The sequence below is a fragment of the Pseudomonas sp. MH9.3 genome, from assembly GCF_034354675.1.
GTDB lineage: Bacteria > Pseudomonadota > Gammaproteobacteria > Pseudomonadales > Pseudomonadaceae > Aquipseudomonas.
On record NZ_CP133785.1, the window covers coordinates 3,491,394 to 3,506,796 of the forward strand.

A 15,403-nucleotide genomic window follows, 5' to 3' on the forward strand; every position below is an offset into this window, starting at 1 on the left:
CAGTAGCAATGGTTTGGCGGGTTAACTCAGCAGGCAACATCGTCAACTTTTCCCTGTTTTTGCACTGTGTAGAGTGGTTTCTCTACCCGCAAGCAACGTGATGAGCAGCTTTGTATTGGCATCACCCCGGCCTTCCTTTCATCATTTCGAGCGGAGGAAACACTAAATTGGACTGAGGGCTCGCCTCATCAACAGAGAGACATTTACGAAGCGCTGAGATCAACGGGCTAAGCGGTATCACGATGCGAGCGCACACATTCCATTTCGGCTCAGCAGCTAAGCCAATCAACTCAACGGACGTCCCATCGAAAACAACCGCCTTGTCCTCAAGACCAAACCAGGCCACTTGAGAGCAGCTCTGGAATAAAGCATCAGCATAGGGGGCGACGTGGCGCACTTGAATACCCAATGCATGCAGTTGAGCCACGACCTTAAGCGAGAGTAGATCGCCAGAGGAAAAACAAGGGCCGTAACCACGCTTCCCTTTCAGAGGTGAAAGTGTCTGTCGCCAATGCCGGAATGTCTCTTCTGAGATTCCGATGGCTTCTTTGACTTGGGCAGGTACAAATCTCATATCGGGAGTATACCCATTTTAATTCGTTGCTATCCACGAATTAGAATAGCGCTAATCACGTAACCATGCACGCTGAGTAGACGGACGCAGAGCCGACGTCGCTCTTCCGAGAAATCTTTTGCGTTTCGCGAGCGCACATGACACCGATAGCTGCTCTAGTTTTCTCCAAGTAGGATCTCCTTCATTGGTGCTTGCTCCTCTGCCGTCAATCCAGTCAAGCGGCCTGGCTGTTGCCGCTCTCAACAACTCTCAGAAAGTGAAAAATGACAGAAGTAGAAAACCGTGGCTCGATCTTCATTTCCTATGCATGGGGCAATGAATTAGAAAACAAGGAATGGGTACGTCAGCGCATCGTTAGCAGTGTGGATTGGAACCACGACGTATTTTGGGATCGCGACAGTATTGCCTATGGGGAATCAATCGATGGTGTAATTGCTCAGGCATTGGCTAACCGCCCGATACTGATCCTGTGCCTATGTGACCAGGACTATGTGAGGGCCGCTCATCAAGTGGGCTCGGGACTGTTCCGCGAATTGCAGATGCTGGCCAAGATTGCCGAGGAGCCAGGAGTTCGTATCGTCCCTCTCATCCTTGAAAACGGATGTACTGACAATCTGCCCGCCCCTCTGGCTGGTCGCCTCTACCTAAATCTGCAACCCCTACACCAACTGAACATCGATCTCGGGATGGCTGTAATGAGCGTGGCCGAAGGTATGAAACCGGCACAGGTACAAAACGGCATCAACTCTCAACTGGCTGCTTTCAAGTTACGCCAGCGCGCACTCGACTTCCTGCGCAAGCGCCCAGTGACGATCTGGGGTAATGGCCGCACCCACGAGGTGATGATTTATCGACAAGATGCGGCACCCCATCCATTGCTGCCGGCACAGTGGATGTGGGAAAGCGATCACTGGAATTACATGCTCAACGACGACGGCCCTACGTTCTGCCCAACCAAGGGTCGCTGGCATTGGGAGCTATCGTCCTCGTCAATCGATATGCGTCCACTCGCGACAGCAGTGTTGTCTACATTCTTTGAGCAGCTAACCGGCGAGAACGAACAAAAATTCCTAAATCAGGGAGGCGTCGTGCTCGCTAATACGTTCTTCAGAACGGTCATGATTACCGAGCCATTCAGTTTTGATGCGGAAGACATCGTTGGATTCATGATGCGCCGCGATGAGGGTTACGAAGCACTGGAGATGCTATTAGACGCATCAGATACGGATCTCGAAGTCGCCTCGTGACAAGCAGCATAACGCTTTAATCCCAGAGCTAAGGGCCACGGCCCTTCGTCCGACGTACTGCCCCCTTGGTGAGACTGCGACATACAACCTACGAAGCCTAACTGAGCAACACCATTCGCCCGATGCGTTACTCCCTTAATCGCGATGAAGGTGTAAGTAGCTACCGTCCCACTATAAGGTAAAGCCTTGAGATATGCCTTTTGACTACCAGCCGAAACACTCTCACCCTCAAGCTCAGACGCAATCGCTGACGTGCGTTGATAAGAGTATCAATGAGGACATTGCGCTTCAGCGCGCACCTCAGCTCACAACTTGGTGCTGCATCGTTTTGCAGGTAACGTACGGCTCCTCTGGAGGAGCTTCAAACAGAATGAAGACGATATGTGAAGTAGGCCAGGAGTCTTGTTTAGTCAGCCAATAATCAGCGACGAGCTTGATACCCCTGCATATTCGGAGCTGCGAATTGATCCAACGAATTAAGCGAGTCCCGCCCCGCAACAATCTATGCACTACTAATGACGGCGAAGCCATTAAGCATATCCGCAACGGAACGGTGGTGGTTTGGTCTTACGAGCGCATCAGAAAAAACTTCGAAGCTGAAAGCATTCCGTACGTGGACGTCATCTTTCGGTTTCTAGATCGTAATGATGATCCCGCAGGCGTGACAGAAGCACGAATCGGCGTGAGCCGTCTAGGAAGCTTTCGGTTGGGGACGATTTGGCAAAGGGGAAAATGCATTGCTGAAACCGACCTTGGTAAAGACCGTGAGTTTTCTGTGGACTTCACTACCGGCACCTGGTCTTACATCAGTATCCAGGGCAATCACCAACCTGTTTCATATTTTAAGAACGACTATCCGCTTCGAAGCCAACCAACGGATAAGGTACTGACCGAGTTTCTCAGCTTCCCCATATCGGGGAACAAAAACCTCCTGGTTCCCTGTATCGAATTCTTGTACCGGTGTTATGGCAGTACTTCCGACATGGCCAGAATACTGACGACGTACCCGTGGCCAAAGGTGCTTGAGCTTCTCTATGCCGACACCACGAAAAATCCCCACTCTTGGGTTGTGCGACCACAACCCCATGTTCCCAACGACGATGGGTTATTTCTGGCATATGCTCAATACGATGAATACGCAGAAAATACTGCAAAACGGATTTACGCAGAGCTGGACAATGCACACGGCAAGCGCATGAAAGAGACGAGCCTTCGAGTCAAACCCTGGTTCCAAGGCCCTGCAAAACTGAAGGTGCGTGGCCGCTGGATCAACAATAACAATTCATTTCTGTGCTACGAAATCACTGGCATGAGCCAGCCGCAGGATCATCCCTACGAGATAAGACGGGTCAAATACTCCAAGGAAGACACCGAGCAGGATGAGACCCTTATCGACACGATCAGGGTCAAGGTTGACGTATCAAAGCCAACGGATCCTTTTGCGCTCACCGACCGTCAGGAACCGGATCAAGGATCTGCCCACTGGTCAAAGCCAGACCCAGGGTTCCAAATCCTGCATCCAGAATGCCCCCATGCCGTGTCATATGAAGAGCGTTCGCTCGTTAAGAAAAATGTCAACCTGATTCCGTCGGGAGCGGCCAAAATGCTCTCCACCGGGGACCCTCGGGGCTACAACAAAGACGTCGGCAAATTCACCGCGGTCGCGAAGCGCGTTCTGGGGGATGGAGGTGCAGTCCAGGATGTATGGGAATCGCTTCAACGCTTGAAAGACAATAACCGCATTTCAAGCTTGGCTTGGCAGTCAGAGCGCCAAGGTTTCGTACAGAGCGCAGATCTTAGATTACTGGCACTTGCGGCCTTTGCCCATTCCGAAGCCCCTAAAGGTGGAGACCGAACTTGGCTGTCTTACAAAGAAAATGCCAACCGTCGACGAGGAATATTGGTCGCACGCGCCGTGATTGGTAGCCGCTCTTTCTATCTGTTTGAGCTGCAGCGCAAGAAAATTCGAAAAGGAACAGTGTACGGTGAAGAAAAAATTTCAGGGCTACTGATAGAAATCAATAATGACGCCGAGGCGTTGGTCGAGATCTCCAGAATCTGCTGCGAAATTCGATTTACCAAGGGTAACTTTCGAAATCTGAAAACACCCTTTAAACATCCGTACGTCATATTCCGCCACCACCCGGATGTCGGTACGACGATATTCTACGCTTTCTACCACTTTGGCATCCTATGCAGATAAACCACGTGAATGCCTGACGAAAGCGCGACCAAGTAAATCAGTGCCCCCTACGGCGTGGCAATAAGTATCAGATTATGAACTCCATAATTTCAGTTCACCTGCGCTTAGGCAGAACAGTACATGCGATTAGTGGCAGCATTGTCAGCCTAGACTTAGGGATGACGGAAAATGGTCGAGCACCAAGGCAGCAAGCCTTGATGCCTTTAATCAACGCTGGAGGCTATTGTCCTGAGCGCTTAGTTCATTAGCTTATTTTTATCACGCTCAGCTTTGCCAGAGCGCAGGTAGAGTTCGACAACATCAATGAATTTCTCAGCGAAGTGCGCATCGTTGCTGATCTTGAATTTATTCAGTCGGTGCAGCTTGAGATCGGACGCAGCCCAGATTTGCAGGACTTGCTAGGTGGTAACGCGAGCGTACTTGGCCATCAACCAGACGCTCCAATGCGTTGCTTCCTTGGGAACCCGGTGCGTTGTCAGGGTCAGGATTTTTTTGACTTTCTCAGCCCCAAGCTTCAAAGGCTGACCGCTACGCGGCAGGTCGCTCATGCCTTCGATGCCCGACTCCAGCTAAGGCTTTCGCCACTTGGACACCGTCGGTGACGTGATCCGTAACTGCCCACAGATGGCCCCCGTCATTGAGCAAAAGCAGTATCAGCGCCCGCTGAGCGAGGCTCTGCTCCACAGTACCCATGCGCCGCCAGCCTTGAGGCGTAAGAACGTCGGCGGGTTGCAATGCAAGGGGAGCGATTGGACGAGGCATGCCTGGAACCATCTCGTGGTGAGGGTTGCACAGTGTGTGGCTGCACGTTAGAAAATGAACTAGCCGCTCACGACGCTAGGAGCGGTGTTGATCATTTTTTGCTCTATCTAATACCGCTAAAAATTTTGCACATAAAAATCTAGACTCCACGCCATCAAAATAGTAGCGTCTGAGTGAGTGGAGAGTGCGGATAAAAAAACACCTTCTAAAATTAAAGTAAATCATAATAAATTCATACCACAAGGATTAGGTCATGACAAAAGTAGTTAGCTTCATCAATCTAAAAGGTGGTGTTGGAAAAACCACTACCACTGTGAATATTGCTGCAACTCTTGCAACAGACGGTTACAAGGTTCTAGTAATCGACCTAGACCCACAAACAAATGCCACTGTATCGCTAATCGACCAGGAGGACTGGCAAGATCGGCATGACTGCGGGCAAACGTTATATCACATGTTCAATGACATGTTAAAAGGTGAGAACCAATTCAACATAGATGAAGCCATACTCAACGATGTCGGGGACATAGACGGATTAGACTTATTACCATCAAGCATACACCTAGTAGAGATCCAGGATGACATACCTGACATGGACAACAAAGCATATGTCAGTCACGTCGACGTGCTTGGCAATATAATTGAAAACATAAAAGAAAATTACGATTTCATACTCATTGACTGCCCACCGAATCTTGGTGCAATCACATTAAACGGAATAAGTATTAGTGACTATTATATAGTCCCAACAGTCCCAGATATTTTATCAAAAATCGGTATAAGCCTGATACTAAACAGAATAAACTCCTTCAAAAAAAGAAAGCACAGTTGCAAAATAGAGTTAGCAGGAATTATTTTTACAAAAGTTGACTATAGAACGAACTTGCACAAGTCCACCATGACAGAGTTACGCTCAGGCGACTATAGTGAAGTCGTTTTCAAAAATGATTTCCCTCAAAGAATCTCGGTCGCTGAAGCACCAGTAGATTCAAGGCCATTCATAACATCTGCTACAGCCAAAAGAAAACCGGACTTCCACGACACGAAAGGAATTATCACCGCACTCACTAATGAGTTTCTTGAGCGAGTAGGAGATTAAAGTATGAAAAACATAAGCAGAAAAGACATAGAAGTATTTGGAAAGGTACTGTCTGAAATCGGCGAAACGATTGAAGAAAATCCAGAAATTCTTCTAAGCTTATTAAGGCCATTTTATGAAAAAAATCAAAAAGAACAAAAAGCCAAAGAGCTAATCCGAGCAGAAGTTGAAGATCTAAATATTTTCGACTCATTCAAGGAGAAGAAGAAAAGTGAAATCGAAAAAGAACTCACTGCATTTAACAAAGAGGAATTAAAATTTATAATTAAAAAATATAGCCTTGGCGCAACCAAGCTAACCTCTAACGAAAAACTATCTGAGTTCATTGCTGACCAAGTAACAAAAAGAACAAAAGATGTATTTATAAACCAAGAATAAAGCAACTTCAGCTGCGTTGATTTTCTCAGCGCAGCCAAACCTTCTCCACGACCCTGCCCATTTTCAACTAACTAAATGACTCAGCACCTACGAGCGCTGAGAGGTACCGAAGGCGAATCAAGGATGTTCACTCCAAGCAGATCATCAACTACTCATCGAAATCGGCAGTTGGCCGCTCGGAGGACTCGGTCGCAAAGGAAGGAGCCGATGTTGGGCCTGGAACCCAGTAGACTTTTGCGTTGAGCACCACGTTAAAGCCATCCACACCCTGCTGAGTCAGAGCACCGTAAGTTAGCGCCTTCTTGTTCACGCTTTTCACTCTGTGCAAAAGCATCAGAGCGGTCTTGATCCATGTACGTTCGAAGGCTTCACCTTCACAATTAGTGGAATATAGAGCGTACAGCTTCGCTTCCAACTTATGTTTTTTTGCCCGTGTGACCGCACGCTCGCTCAGCTCTGTTTTAAGATTCAGACTATGAGTACGGTTCAGGTACCCGATAAAACCCTGCGCAGCCGCACGCTGTCCGGGCGTCTGCGTGAGGTAGGCCGTGACCGTCTTCTGCGTGGGCAACATATCAAACAGCTGGGAATCAGATGCCAACACATTTTTTGCGGCGCGCAAGGAGAGCCGAACGGAGCTGATCGACGTGCTTCCATCGGCTTGCTTAGCCCGGAGATGTGCCCAATATCCTAGCAACGCGTCTAGGCCGACACCGGCGGGCGTCGATTCGATCATCTCTTCAATTCTGCGCTTTTCGGAATGCTCCTTGCGCAGTTGTTCATCGGCCGCGACGCCGTACCGAGTATTGAGCCATAGCATCGGGGTCTGCATTCGGCGAAGGCCTTCGGCGCTGAAGTGCTCAAGCAGAAAAACGTACGAAGGCAATCCAACGGGATGCGCATCCAGGAAACTAAAAAAGGGGACGTAGTGTTTGAGTTTCAGCGCAGCTTTGTGAGCTCCCATCTGGTTTTTGAGCCATTGACAGAACTCATTGAAGCGTTGACGCGTGCTGGCATTGTCAAACACCTCGACATGAATACGCGCGCGCCTATCGAGGCTCTTTTCCCAGGCGCAGTTCTCGCATTCGTTTTTGCGTCCCGCCGGCATCAACCGGGCGCAGGTGGCGCACTGGACCTCGCCTTTTTCAGCGCACAACTTGCACCGCATGCAACCATCGTCGCACTGGACCAAGAAACGGTGATGCCGGCAATCCGGGCATGTTGCCGCGCCTTCTCTTGCGCATTGAGGACAGCAACGAACATCGGGGTCGGTCGCAAGCACTCGGGTTAATCGCGTAGACACTCTGCCGCACCGTTCACACGGTTCAGGCTCGGAAAAGTGATGAGCGCAGCTAGCGCATGCAGGGCCATAGGGCGTCATCACTCCAACCGGCTTGCCGATCTGCTTGCACCGTACACAAGGCGCCTTCGATTCGCAGCGAATGCATTTTGCATCCTTTTCAAATATCGGTAGCCGCCCGAAATTGCCACAGCACGAACACAACCGGCGCTTGAACAGTCGGGCATAGCAAGTGTTGCAGAATCGCCGCCCATTGTGGACCCGATGAATCTTCGTTGCGATGCATTGGCATTCATCGCATTGCAGCGACAATTCAGAGGGCGTCATCGTTGAAACTTCCTGAGCAATCGTTGCCACCTCATCAACACGCTTTTGACAGAGCGCGGATTATCGATTGGAGACTGGCGGTTGTTGCGGTGTCGCATGCTTTTCAGCACTGCATCCAGCCCAGAAAGTGAGACGGGTAATTCACCAGCGCGTGGCAGCAACAGCGACGGCCGGATGCGCTCGCGTTCGGCCACTGCCATCAATCGTTCGGGACCGACTTCCAGCATGCTCCACACGTTGGCCAGAAGGCTTGCGCGGTCTGCGGGTGACAAATACTCGAACGGCAGGCCTGTCGGTGGGGGCTTAAGATCGGTCAAGTTGACACCAAGCTCACGAAAAAACATCTGCGCGCAGGAGCTGGGTGCACGCGCTGCGGTGCGCAATATAGCAATCATCCAGCGTGATAGCGCAAGCCATTCTTTCAGCAGCAGAAGGTGATCGCCATAGTGTAGCGCTGGTCGGGAAAATAGGCCGTCGGTTGCCCGTTGAAAACTCAGCGCATTGACCTCTGCCCCCTCCGTTGACGCGCAGCGCAGCTCATATTCACACCGATGACACCGACCAAGCGTCTCTTTCGGTGGGCTTATTAACTGGGGGCACAAAGGTGCCTGGCAGCATTCACAGCGATCAAGCAGGATCACCTGATGCACCGGGCATGTGCTGTGCCAGGCCAGTCGATCCTGAATCAAGTAATGAGGGATTTGTTCCTTGAAGCACTCTGGGCAGTATTGAAGGCCGCCACATCGGCGTCGGTTTCGAGATCCCAGACAAAGAAACCAGGGAGCTATGCCTCTTGGAAAGTTGAGTGTCCCCGTCATCGCCTCGTACAGCGGCTGTAGAGTGGCCGCCTGAAGCGCAGCTGCAGGTATGCCCGAAACCAGACTTAAGCAGTGGGCTTGCTCAAGGGGTAACTCCCTGTCCGGATCGCGGCACCAGAATCTCAGCCTTGGCCAGACCTCGCCTGTGAGCGTTGTTCCATCGCACCCCTCCGCCAAAGCGCATCGCATCAACCAAGATGAGATGACCTCGTCCTGGAGAAGAGGTGGCACCAATGGCCACACGGCATTTACAGGACTCGCTCCCGCACCCCATCTGCGCTGGTAGGACGCATCCATTGGTTTTTCTCCAGCAATCGACGGTCAATCACTTCCGAGCCGTTTCGGATCGCCTCTCTTGCACACTCACGTAAAAGGTATTCGATGTTGCCCGTGTTGCCATTGGAGATCGCGTGAATGAGCGGGGTGAGCTCCGGCGAGTACAGTTTTGAAGCGAATTTGAGCGGGAGCACTGACTCAAAGCTTTTCAGGAAACGTTGGAATTCGACATTGACCGACCAGTTGGGCAGCGAGACCACCTCAAACCGGCTTGAGTACTGCGAATCCAGCACCAATAGCTGAAGTGCCGTTCGAGTGCCGACCAACACCAAAGGAATGTGGAGAATGTTCGAGAGCATCTTCAACTCGTTCATAACATCCATACGTTTGGCAGCCGATCCGTTATTAATCGTATGCACTTCGTCAAGGATGAGCATGCGAGTGCGCGCATCACGCAAGAGATGGATAGCCTGATGTCGAAGTTTTTCCAACGGCGCGACGGGGTTGTGAGGTGCCCAAAACTCTCGGAGGATGGCGTTATAAAGCTCTCGCTCCTCGGGCTTGTGAACTTCAGCGCAAATCACGGGCCGCACGCTCACTGCATCATCGCTGATGTAGGGCTGCCCTGATAGCTCCTTGAACCGCGTGACCACTGTGGTTTTGCCAGTGTTGGATTCACCGACAAGCATGAGGTTTGGCATACGAGGACGCTCGGGCTTACGTAACAGGCCGTTGAGGATGTCCATCAGGTTATTAGCCGCCTGGTAATCAACCCAGCGCGGCTCATCCAGAAATGCGAGCCGATCAAGATCGGACTTTTGCATCACGTCTCTGAACTGGGGTGTGATATGAGCGTAATCGGTCACCAAACTTCTCCAAACGTATCCACTTCATCAACCGACAACAACTGCGGCGATTCAGGTAAACCAGTAGGTGGAAACTTAGGCTCAACGTGTGGCGTGGGCCGCGCCGGCGTAGTTTGCTTGGTGTTGTTCGTACGCTTTTGAGCACTTTTTCGGGCCTGCTTGGTGCGCACAGCAGCCTCAGTCTCCTGCTGCTTGTTCTCGTCCAACATCCGTTCGATAACGTCGTGGTTCACCGCGTCGCGTCCTGCTTTCCTCGCTTTTTTCTTGGCATTGACGTATTCACCAACCGTAACGCCGGCGTATCGGCCTCGAATGATCGGCACCTCGAAGTGTTCTTTCAAAGCTGGGTCATAGAACCAGATCCGGTTGATGTCCCGAGGGTCGCGCCGAAAAAGGAATTTTCGGGCCTTGCCTGTTTTGGAATCGGTTGCACCTATCCACGGCCGAAGTGCTTCAGCGAAATACATCGCATCCATTTCCACACCATAGGGATGGATGGTTCGCAGCTTCGAGGGCAAGAAGTCGAGTTGGAAACCCCAAGGATCCGCGACCCTGGGCGGTAGCGGCACAATAGGGTCGTGCTCTTTGTCTCCGAAGAACGCCAGATTCCATTTTTTGATCGGTGCCATATCGATCTCTTCATGGAACTTGTTGTTGTACTTGATGAGGTTTCTGACCAACCGCTGCTCGTACTCTGCAAACGTGTAGATCGACTGCTTCTCAGAGTCGTATTCACGACGCTCGGCAGGATTGCTGAAGGTAGCGCCCCGGTCTTTTTTGTTGATGCCGGCGAACGTGCCCATCCAGCGCTCAATGTGTCCGCCCCATTGCGGGTTTCTCTTTGGCCTGAAGTCACGACGGATATTGTGATTCACACAAGACTGCACAAGGCTGTTGGTCTTGAAGTCAGCGCCGTTATCACTGTGCAGGGTGCCCATTTTGCCCCAAACCGGCCATTCAGCATCCACCCCATGAAGTGCCAGCCACTTTTCCTTGGGTAGGATGGAATGAACAACGCACATTGCCACCGAGACCGCAGAGGGGGCATCCATCGACAGGTAATAGCCGGTCACCATTCGCGAGTAGACACAGATTGCTAGAGTCAACCAAGGACGACCGATGGGACGCCGGTAGACGTCGTCAACAATGATCATGTCCGCAGGCGTGTGGTCGATCTGGACGATCTGGAGTGGGTACTCAGTGTTGAGCCCGCCCGGACGCGGGTCATATTTATTGCCCGCGAGCTCTTTATCGCCGCGTCTTCGCAAACGCATACGATCAGGAATTTTCTTGATGCGCGCCTGCACCGTCGACACGGTTGGAGGAGACAGCTTCAAAGCCTTGCAACGCTTTCGGACTTCATAAACTGTCGAGGCAACATCCGGGCGTTGCTCGGTCAGGTAAAAATCTTCGATAGTTGACGCAATAACCTTCTCGACGCCTTCAGAGATCCTGGAACGACCTTTGCCCCATCCACGCTTGAACGGAATGAGTGCGGTCACTTCGCCTTGCTCTTTGTAACGGCGCAGCCATCGGTAAACCGTAACGGCATCAACACCGGCATCTTTCGCACGTTGCTCGACCACGCTACGTGACTGACCGTCGATGCCCAGAAGAGGTGCAATGACGGCGTAGCGTTTCTGTGCAATGGCCCATTCCTCGGCACCGATGTCCTCCAAGTCGTAATCGGCATACGGTCCTTTAACCTTGTCTCCAAGAAAGGGCTTGAGCTCGCCGATTTGCAGCACCTTCGGTTGCCCGGTTTCGACATTGATCGCAAGCACGGATTGAAAATCCAATACCTGAGTGATCCGAAATACCTCTTTCTGGTAGCAGGCAAGCTCGCCCGGCGCGATATTGACGAACGACCGATCGATCTTCCCGCTCTGCGGCTGTCCAACCACGTATTCATTCATTCGGCCACCATGACCTCTAGGGAATCGCTCAGAGGCCCAGAAATGTCGCAATCCAGCTCACGGGTCGCGATGAGATGAAAAATGTGGGACTTGCCCAAGGCTTCAGCGCCTTGAAAGTGCAGTGCCAAGAGATAGCTGATTGATGCAATGCCCTTGAAAGCGACCGTGCGAATAATGGCGTCCAGATCCTGATCCGCGTAATCCGCATTCTTAAATCGTTCCAGGTACTGGATATTCTTCAGCGATTGGCCTCTGATCCGCGATTCGTCATAGATATGGAAGCGCCAGCTTCGCTCCTTCGCATACCGCAACGCTGCCTTCCATTTTGGTAACAGGTCGCGCCAGTTCTCACGCCAGTTTTCAGCCGGTTTGACCTCCACCAGCATGGGGAGCTGGTGGGTGTGGGAATGGAAATGGACAAGATAATCGGGGGTATAGGTGTAAGACCGGCCGCTGCGAGCAACGAAATCCAGTTGCACCGGCTGCGATACGACAGTCAGAACGTCCTTCCTGAAATCCATGCGACTGAGGAAGTCGCGTTCAAGCATGGATTCGAAAGCAACGCCCTGTCCGCGAAAAGCAAACACTCCAGAAAGGCTACGCGTCGTAGATTTTATGCGCCTCGCAACTGAGAACCGAGGCTGGTTGCAGCTATTGCTATCCATAATCTGGCCAGTTGCACCTATTGATAGGTTTGAGTTGCATATTATTCGGGTAAATCATACGACAGAATGCGGGTAGCAGCGTAGCTGCGTTGCATCTATTGCCATATGTCACAGTGGGTCAAAACCGCAACCGGGTGAAATCACCCTGGCGCACCATGGCGTGCTGTTCCTCGATGAATTGCCGGAGTTTGATCGCAAGGTGCTGGAGGTGCTGCGCGAACCTTTGGAGTCGGGACACATCGTGATCTCCCGTGCCCGCGACCGCGTGAGCTTCCCGGCGCGCTTTCAACTGGTGGCGGCGATGAACCCGTGCCCCTGCGGGTATATGGGTGAGCCCAGTGGTCGCTGTCGCTGTACGCCGGAACAGGTTCAGCGCTATCGCAACAAGCTCTCCGGACCGTTGCTGGACCGGATCGACCTGCACCTGACCGTGGCACGGGAGACCACAGCTCTCAACCCCATTCAACACGGCGGTGACACAACAGCCACCGTCTCGGCGCGAGTAGCCGAGGCCCGTGAGCGTCAACAGCAACGCCAGGGGTGTGCAAATGCCTTTCTGGACCTGCCGGGATTGCGCGAGCACTGCACGCTGACAAAGGTCGACGAGCGCTGGCTGGAGACGGCCTGCGAACGGCTGACGTTGTCCCTGCGTGCGGCGCATCGGCTGCTCAAGGTGGCGCGCACGCTGGCGGACCTGGAACAACAAGACGCCATCGCGCGTCACCATCTGCAAGAGGCACTGCAATACCGCCCGGCAGCACTCACTTGAGCCTTGGCGCAGGCTCAACTGTGGGAGCGGGCTTGCCCGCGGAGACGTCGGCCCAGCCAACATTGACGTTGACTGATCCACCGCTTTCGCGGGCAAGCCCGCTCCTACAGGGGGCATTAGGGCAAGCCCCCTCCCACAGTTGATTGTGTCTGTAAGGTCTTAGCGGAACCGGTCCACTTCATGGCGCAAGCCTGCCGCCAACGTCTCCAGCTCCTTGGCGGTAATCGCCAGGTTCGACACCACTTCGCGCTGCTCGCTGTTGGCCATCGCAATGCTCTGCAGATTGCTGCTGAGCAGCGTCGCAGTGCTGCTCTGCTCTTGGGTAGCCGTGGTGATGGCGGCAAACTGCTGACCGGCCGAGCGGCTTTGCTCGTCGATACGCGCCAGGGCCGAGGCCACGTCGGCGTTGCGCGACAGGCCTTCCTGCATCAGGACATTGCCTTGTTCCATGGTGCTGATGGCGTTACCGGTTTCCTGCTGGATGCTCTGGATCATCACGGAAATTTCATCGGTGGCCTGGCGGGTGCGCGAGGCCAGGTTGCGCACCTCGTCGGCGACCACGGCGAAGCCACGGCCTTGCTCACCGGCGCGGGCAGCTTCGATGGCCGCGTTGAGCGCCAGCAGGTTGGTCTGTTCGGCGATGGCGGTGATCACACCGACAATGCCGCCGATTTCCTCGGAGCGCTGGCCGAGGGTATTGATCACCGTGGCGGTGCTGTTCAGGGCGGTGGCGATATGTTCCAGAGACGACGACGCCTCTTGCATCGAGGTACGGCCGATGCGGGTTTGCTGGGCGTTTTCCTGGGCGAGACGCTCGGTGTTGCCCATGTTGTCGGCGATGTTCAGGGAGGTGGCGCTGAACTCCTCCACCGCGCCGGCCATGCTGGTGATCTCACCCGACTGCTGCTCCATGCCTTCATAGGCACTGCCCGACAACCCGGACAACGCCTGGGCACGGCTGTTGACCTCTTCGGCCGCCTTGCGGATCTGCGACACCATGGTCGACAGCGCTTCGCCCATCTGGTTGAAGCTGCGCGCCAACTGGCCGATCTCGTCATGGCTGGAGACGTTGAGGCGTGCGCTCAAATCGCCCGCACCCAAGGCTTCGGCCTGACGCACCAGGTCGCTCAGCGGCGCCAGCTTGCTGCGCAACAGCCACACGATTGCGCCCACCGCCAGCAACATCGCCAGCACACTGCCGATCACCAGCCGCATGCCGACTTCCCAGGTCACGGCACGAATTTCGGCTTTCGGCATGCTCGCCACCACGGCCCAGGGGCCGCCCTCGAAGGGCACCGACACGCTGTAGAAATCTTCGTTTTTGTCACTCCAGAAGCGGCCTGCGCCAGGCTTTTTCGCCAGGTCCAGCATCACCGGCACTGCTTGATCCGGCGCCTGCACGCCAGCGGGCGGCACCAGCCAGTGCTTCTGTTCGTCGAGCAGGGCCAGGGAACCGGTCTGGCCGATGCGGAAGCGCTTGAGGTTTTCGAACTGCGCGGCCTGCGCATCGGTGTAGTCAAAGCCGATGAACAGCACGGCGATGACCTTGCCGCTGCTGTCGCGCACCGGGCTGTACTGAGTCATGTAGGAGCGGTCGAACAACACGGCGCGGCCGATATAGACCTGGCCATTGAGCACGCGCTGATAGGCCGGGCCCTGGCGGTCCAGCACGGTGCCGATGGCGCGGCTGCCGTCCTGCTTGGTCAGGGAGGTGCTGACGCGGATGAAGTCGTCGCCGCTGCGCACGAACACCGTGGCCACACCGCCGGACATCTGCTTGAACTCATCCACTTCCGTGAAGTTGTTGTTGAGCACATCGCTGCCCAGCAACAGGCTCGGGGTCTGCACGCCGCCCACGGCGATCATCTGATCGGCGCGCACGCTCAACCCGGCGCTGAAGCGCTTTTCAAACAGGCCGGTGAGGCGCTGCGTGCTCTCGCGCAGGGTGCTGTGGAAGGTATTGAGCTGATCGGCGAGCAATCGCGCCTCGCTGGCCAGATGCTCCTCGCGGGTGGCAAGGTTGGCGGAGTCGAGAGAACGCAAGGCGAAAACGGTACTGCCGCCGATGGCGACAGCCAGAATCACGGCCAGTGCGAGACCTAACTGTGAGGCAATCCGGGCGCGAGGTTGAGACATGACAGCTCCTGACCGAGGCCAGGATCATCCTGATCTCATAGCGATGCTCGGCAAATTATCTAGTGGG

General features: G+C 53.7%; 11 protein-coding genes and 3 pseudogenes. 5 read left to right on the forward strand and 9 right to left on the reverse strand.

Translation table 11 applies throughout. The annotated features are described in order from the left end of the window. Window positions 1-121: 121 nt before the first annotated feature. Window positions 122-574, reverse strand: coding sequence for a MerR family transcriptional regulator (locus RHM60_RS15540; RefSeq protein ID WP_137204113.1), 453 nt, complete (start codon window positions 572-574; stop codon window positions 122-124). A 263-nt stretch (window positions 575-837) separates the two neighbouring features. Between RHM60_RS15540 and RHM60_RS15545 the strand changes: the two genes are divergently transcribed. Both RHM60_RS15545 and RHM60_RS15550 read left to right on the forward strand, forming a co-directional pair. Beyond that, on the forward strand, window positions 838-1,821 hold the full coding sequence (locus RHM60_RS15545) for a toll/interleukin-1 receptor domain-containing protein (RefSeq protein WP_137204112.1): 984 nt from the start codon (window positions 838-840) through the stop codon (window positions 1,819-1,821). Window positions 1,822-2,284: 463 nt separating this feature from the next. Beyond that, window positions 2,285-4,024 (forward strand): hypothetical protein, encoded by a 1,740-nt coding sequence (locus RHM60_RS15550; protein WP_322212173.1) that lies wholly within the window; start codon window positions 2,285-2,287, stop codon window positions 4,022-4,024. 281 nt (window positions 4,025-4,305) lie between these two features. On the opposite strand, the pseudogene RHM60_RS15555 reads toward RHM60_RS15550, so the two are convergent. Then, window positions 4,306-4,786, reverse strand: a pseudogene (locus tag RHM60_RS15555) (helix-turn-helix domain-containing protein); the annotation flags it as partial. 253 nt (window positions 4,787-5,039) lie between these two features. Between RHM60_RS15555 and RHM60_RS15560 the strand changes: the two are divergent. Continuing rightward, window positions 5,040-5,885 (forward strand): ParA family protein, encoded by an 846-nt coding sequence (locus tag RHM60_RS15560; RefSeq protein WP_137204110.1) that lies wholly within the window; start codon window positions 5,040-5,042, stop codon window positions 5,883-5,885. 3 nt (window positions 5,886-5,888) lie between these two features. After that, complete coding sequence (locus RHM60_RS15565) at window positions 5,889-6,263, forward strand: hypothetical protein (RefSeq protein ID WP_137204109.1); 375 nt, start codon at window positions 5,889-5,891, stop codon at window positions 6,261-6,263. Window positions 6,264-6,411: 148 nt separating this feature from the next. On the opposite strand, the gene RHM60_RS15570 is transcribed toward RHM60_RS15565, so the two are convergent. The 6 genes and pseudogenes from RHM60_RS15570 to RHM60_RS15590 all read right to left on the reverse strand — a co-directional run bounded on the left by RHM60_RS15570 (window position 6,412) and on the right by RHM60_RS15590 (window position 12,314). Beyond that, a complete protein-coding gene (locus RHM60_RS15570; RefSeq protein ID WP_241666021.1) occupies window positions 6,412-7,431 on the reverse strand; it encodes a hypothetical protein in 1,020 nt (339 codons plus the stop codon). Between the two features lie 455 nt (window positions 7,432-7,886). Next, on the reverse strand, window positions 7,887-8,207 hold the full coding sequence (locus RHM60_RS15575) for a hypothetical protein (protein WP_241666020.1): 321 nt from the start codon (window positions 8,205-8,207) through the stop codon (window positions 7,887-7,889). 378 nt (window positions 8,208-8,585) lie between these two features. Continuing rightward, window positions 8,586-9,005, reverse strand: a pseudogene (locus tag RHM60_RS25710) (TniQ family protein); the annotation flags it as partial. Further along, window positions 8,957-9,850, reverse strand: coding sequence for a TniB family NTP-binding protein (locus RHM60_RS15580; protein WP_137204107.1), 894 nt, complete (start codon window positions 9,848-9,850; stop codon window positions 8,957-8,959). The pseudogene RHM60_RS25710 and the gene RHM60_RS15580, both read right to left, overlap by 49 nt. Beyond that, window positions 9,847-11,766 carry a Mu transposase C-terminal domain-containing protein gene (locus tag RHM60_RS15585; protein ID WP_137204106.1) on the reverse strand — a complete coding sequence of 640 codons (1,920 nt, stop codon included), beginning with the start codon at window positions 11,764-11,766 and terminating at the stop codon, window positions 9,847-9,849. The genes RHM60_RS15580 and RHM60_RS15585 overlap by 4 nt, the downstream gene beginning before the upstream one ends. After that, complete coding sequence (locus tag RHM60_RS15590) at window positions 11,763-12,314, reverse strand: TnsA endonuclease N-terminal domain-containing protein (RefSeq protein WP_241666019.1); 552 nt, start codon at window positions 12,312-12,314, stop codon at window positions 11,763-11,765. Before RHM60_RS15590 ends, RHM60_RS15585 begins: the two co-directional genes overlap by 4 nt. Before the next feature lie 217 nt (window positions 12,315-12,531). On the opposite strand from RHM60_RS15590, the pseudogene RHM60_RS15595 reads away from it, so the two are divergent. Continuing rightward, window positions 12,532-13,200: pseudogene (locus RHM60_RS15595) on the forward strand (ATP-binding protein); the annotation flags it as partial. Between the two features lie 159 nt (window positions 13,201-13,359). Here RHM60_RS15595 and RHM60_RS15600 read toward each other — a convergent pair. Then, window positions 13,360-15,336, reverse strand: a complete 1,977-nt coding sequence (locus RHM60_RS15600) for a methyl-accepting chemotaxis protein (protein WP_322212174.1) — start codon at window positions 15,334-15,336, stop codon at window positions 13,360-13,362. Between the last annotated feature and the right edge of the window lie 67 nt (window positions 15,337-15,403).

What these genes read in the sequence shown, in the direction of transcription:
- RHM60_RS15540 (WP_137204113.1), bottom strand. Translation starts at nt 574, where the DNA reads ATGAGATTTGTACCTGCCCAAGTCAAAGAAGCCATCGGAATCTCAGAA.
- RHM60_RS15545 (WP_137204112.1), top strand. Translation starts at nt 838, where the DNA reads ATGACAGAAGTAGAAAACCGTGGCTCGATCTTCATTTCCTATGCATGG.
- RHM60_RS15560 (WP_137204110.1), top strand. Translation starts at nt 5,040, where the DNA reads ATGACAAAAGTAGTTAGCTTCATCAATCTAAAAGGTGGTGTTGGAAAA.
- RHM60_RS15565 (WP_137204109.1), top strand. Translation starts at nt 5,889, where the DNA reads ATGAAAAACATAAGCAGAAAAGACATAGAAGTATTTGGAAAGGTACTG.
- RHM60_RS15570 (WP_241666021.1), bottom strand. Translation starts at nt 7,431, where the DNA reads ATGCGGTGCAAGTTGTGCGCTGAAAAAGGCGAGGTCCAGTGCGCCACC.
- RHM60_RS15585 (WP_137204106.1), bottom strand. Translation starts at nt 11,766, where the DNA reads ATGAATGAATACGTGGTTGGACAGCCGCAGAGCGGGAAGATCGATCGG.
- RHM60_RS15590 (WP_241666019.1), bottom strand. Translation starts at nt 12,314, where the DNA reads ATGCTTGAACGCGACTTCCTCAGTCGCATGGATTTCAGGAAGGACGTT.
- RHM60_RS15600 (WP_322212174.1), bottom strand. Translation starts at nt 15,336, where the DNA reads ATGTCTCAACCTCGCGCCCGGATTGCCTCACAGTTAGGTCTCGCACTG.